This is a genomic window from Planctomycetia bacterium, assembly GCA_034440135.1.
In the GTDB taxonomy this organism is placed as follows: Bacteria; Planctomycetota; Planctomycetia; order Pirellulales; family JALHLM01; genus JALHLM01.
The window spans coordinates 1-2,656 of the sequence record JAWXBP010000355.1 but is presented as its reverse complement, the minus strand read 5'-3'; the positions used below and the strand labels follow the sequence as shown (position 1 = coordinate 2,656).

Sequence of the window (2,656 nt, the reverse complement as noted above, 5' to 3'; positions counted from 1 at the left end):
CTCGTTCACCGCGCCCACCGCGTCGATCAATGCTTCGGGCAACTCCGTCGATTGCCAAGTCGGTGTCAGCTCCCTCAATCGGCTCATTGCCAACGCTGGCCGCTGCCCGGGATCGAGCGCCGCCAACTCGGCGAAACCCACGACCGGCCGCGTCCCTTGGTCGAACGCTAGCACCGCCCATTCGTCCTGCGGACGCAACTTCGCCAGCGTGGCTTCCGCTGCCGCGAGCGCCTGCTCCCACAAATCTCCGCGCCGCAAGCTGGCGCTTGTATCCACGAGCACGACTACGCGCTGTCGATCGGCCGCCTCGCGATTCAGCGCCGCGGCCTCGCGCAAGAACGGCCGGGCAAAAGCCAGCACCAACAGACAAAACGCCGCCGCCCGCAACAACAGCAGCAACAAGTGATCGAGCCTGCTCCGTCGCGTTAATCGTGGCGGCGACGGCGCGAGAAACATCAACGAACTGAACGGCAGCTGACCTTGCGGCGAGCGCCGGATGAGATGAAACAACACCGGCGCCGCGATCGCGAACGCGCCGAACAAGAATAGCGGGGCGAGCAAGCTCATCCGCGACCTCCCCCGCGCCCGCTGGGTCGCCGCGCGGCACGTCGCGAACGACTCATCCGCAGTCGCAACAGGTCGAACAGCACCATTTCCAAAGCGCGATCGGTGCGGATCGTCACCAACTCGATCCCCTGGTTCTCGCAAATCTTCTGCAGCGCGTCCGCGTGCGCATTGAACCGCTCCAAGTACCCGGCCTTGGCCGCCAGCGGATCCACGTACAACTCGCGTTGCGATTCAATATCCTGAAACATCGCCGGCGTCTGAAACTCGAACGTCATTTCCGCGGGATCCAGCACGCGCAGCAAGATGACTTCGTGCCCCTGCGAGCGCAAATACCCCAAGTGCGTGGCCAACACGTCGACCGGCGCGAGCAAATCGGAAATCATCACCACCAGCCCGCGCTTCCGCACCGTGGAGGCGATCTGCTTGAGCGGCGCGACCAGATCCGTCGCGCGCCCTTCCGGCTCCCGCTGCAAAGCAGCCATGACGTGCCGCAAATGGCCCGGGCGATACCTTGGCGGCAAATATCCGACGACCTCGTCCTCGAACGTCAGCAAGCCAACTGCGTCGCGCTGGGTGGACAGAAAATAGGCGATCGTCGCCGCGGCCGTCCGCGCGTAGTCGCTCTTTGTATACGCGATCGACGAATAGCCCATCGAGCGGCTGGTATCGACCAGCAAATAGCAGCGCAGGTTCGTCTCGTCCTCGAACCGCTTCAAGTAATAGCGATCCGACCGCGCATACAACCGCCAATCCAGATACCGCGGATCGTCGCCGGGGCTGTATTGCCGGTATTCGCTGAATTCGACCGAGAATCCGAAATAGGGACTGCGATGAATTCCCGACATGAACCCATCGACCACCGCCTGCGCCCGCATTTGCAGGCTCTTGATTCGCATCAACGTCGCCGGGTCGATAAACCCGGACGCCGCCCCCGAGGAGCGCGACCCGCCGGCCGTGTTGCGTGCGACGGTGCTCACGCCTGGGGCCCTCGCACATGTTCGAGCAAGCGATCAATCAAACCGTCGACCGAAACGCCGTCGGCCTCCGCGCGGTAGTTCAGCAGAATGCGATGCCGGAGCGTCGGATGTGCGAGCGCGCGGATATCGTCCGGCGAGACGTGATAGCGCCCCGCCAATAGCGCCCGCGCCTTCGCGCCAAGCACGAGACTTTGTGGCGCCCGCAAGCCCGCGCCCCAGTTGACCCATTGATTGACGAATTCCGGCGTGCCCGTTTGCCCCGGCCGCGACGCCGCCGCCAACCGCACCGCATACCGCACCACTTCTTCGGCGATCGGCACTTTGCGAACGACTTCATGGAACCGCAACACATGCTCACCGTCGAACAGCGCCTCGATCGCCTCGGGCTGGCGCGAAGTCGTCTGCCGCACGACCGTCACTTCGTCGTCTTCCGGCAGATAGTCGACGATCACATTGAACATGAACCGATCGAGCTGCGCCTCCGGCAGCGGATATGTCCCTTCCATCTCGATCGGGTTCTGCGTCGCCAGCACGAAAAACGGCTCTTCGAGCGGATACCGCACGCCGGCCGCCGTGACCTGATGCTCTTGCATGGCTTCCAACAGCGCCGCCTGCGTCTTCGGCGGCGTGCGATTGATCTCGTCGGCCAAAATTACGTTCGCGAAAATCGGCCCCGGCACGAACTGCATCCGCCGGCGGCCGTCGCCGGTCTCTTCCAAAATCTCCGTGCCGGTGATATCGGGCGGCATCAAGTCCGGAGTGAATTGGATCCGCTGGAACTTGAGCGCGAAGATTCGCGCGATCGTCCGCACCAGCAACGTCTTCGCCAAGCCCGGCGCGCCGGTGATCAGGCAATGCCCGCCGGCGAACAGACTGATCAGCAGTTGGTCGGTGACTTCCTTTTGACCAATGATCACCTTCCCCAACTCAGTCGCGATGCGCCCGCGACTCTCGCGCAGGTGTTCCACGACTTGCCGTTCCACGTCGAAGGCGTCAGTATCAGTCAGCACAGGCGAGCTCGGGTGAAGTAGGGAGTAGGTGAAGTAGGGAGTAGGTGAAGTAGGGAGTAGGTGAAGTAGGGAGTAGGTGAAGTAGGGAGTAGGTGAAGTAGG

The 2,656-nt window shown here is 63.0% G+C and carries 3 protein-coding genes; all 3 read right to left on the bottom strand.

The window, feature by feature from the left end; genetic code table 11:
* Nucleotides 1-567, bottom strand: a 567-nt coding sequence (locus tag SGJ19_21200; GenBank protein MDZ4782772.1) for a BatA domain-containing protein, incomplete at its 3' end; no start/stop codon positions are given.
* Nucleotides 564-1,544, bottom strand: a complete 981-nt coding sequence (locus tag SGJ19_21195) for a DUF58 domain-containing protein (protein MDZ4782771.1) — start codon at nucleotides 1,542-1,544, stop codon at nucleotides 564-566. The genes SGJ19_21195 and SGJ19_21200, both read right to left, overlap by 4 nt.
* Entirely contained in the window at nucleotides 1,541-2,554 is a 1,014-nt protein-coding gene (locus SGJ19_21190; protein MDZ4782770.1) for a MoxR family ATPase, read from the bottom strand. Before SGJ19_21190 ends, SGJ19_21195 begins: the two co-directional genes overlap by 4 nt.
* Between the last annotated feature and the right edge of the window lie 102 nt (nucleotides 2,555-2,656).